Here is a 286-nt window from a genome sequence, read left to right on the forward strand (position 1 = left end):
CCTGGACGTGCCCTCCATGAAGCGCCTCGCCGAGGTGGTGGTGGCGCTGAAAGCGGCGGGCAAGACCGTCGTCGTGTCCGAGCACCGCCTGTGGTGGCTGGCGGACGTGGCCGATCGGGTGGTGCTCATGGAAGATGGCGCCGTTGCCGGCGACTGGACGGCCGCCGACTTCGCGGGGCTGCCGGCCGCCCGTCGCGCCGCGGCCGGCGTGCGGGCCTGGACGGTGGCGGAGATGGAAGGGGAGGGCCGCCCCGCTGCGGCGGTCCCGGCCGGCGCGGTCTCAGCC

1 pseudogene is annotated in these 286 nt (G+C 76.2%); it reads left to right on the forward strand.

The window, feature by feature from the left end:
- Positions 1 to 286 (forward strand): annotated as a pseudogene (locus tag NE591_RS15675) (ABC transporter); the annotation flags it as partial.

This window comes from Adlercreutzia sp. DFI.6.23, from assembly GCF_024462535.1.
Classification (GTDB): domain Bacteria; phylum Actinomycetota; class Coriobacteriia; order Coriobacteriales; family Eggerthellaceae; genus Adlercreutzia; species Adlercreutzia rubneri.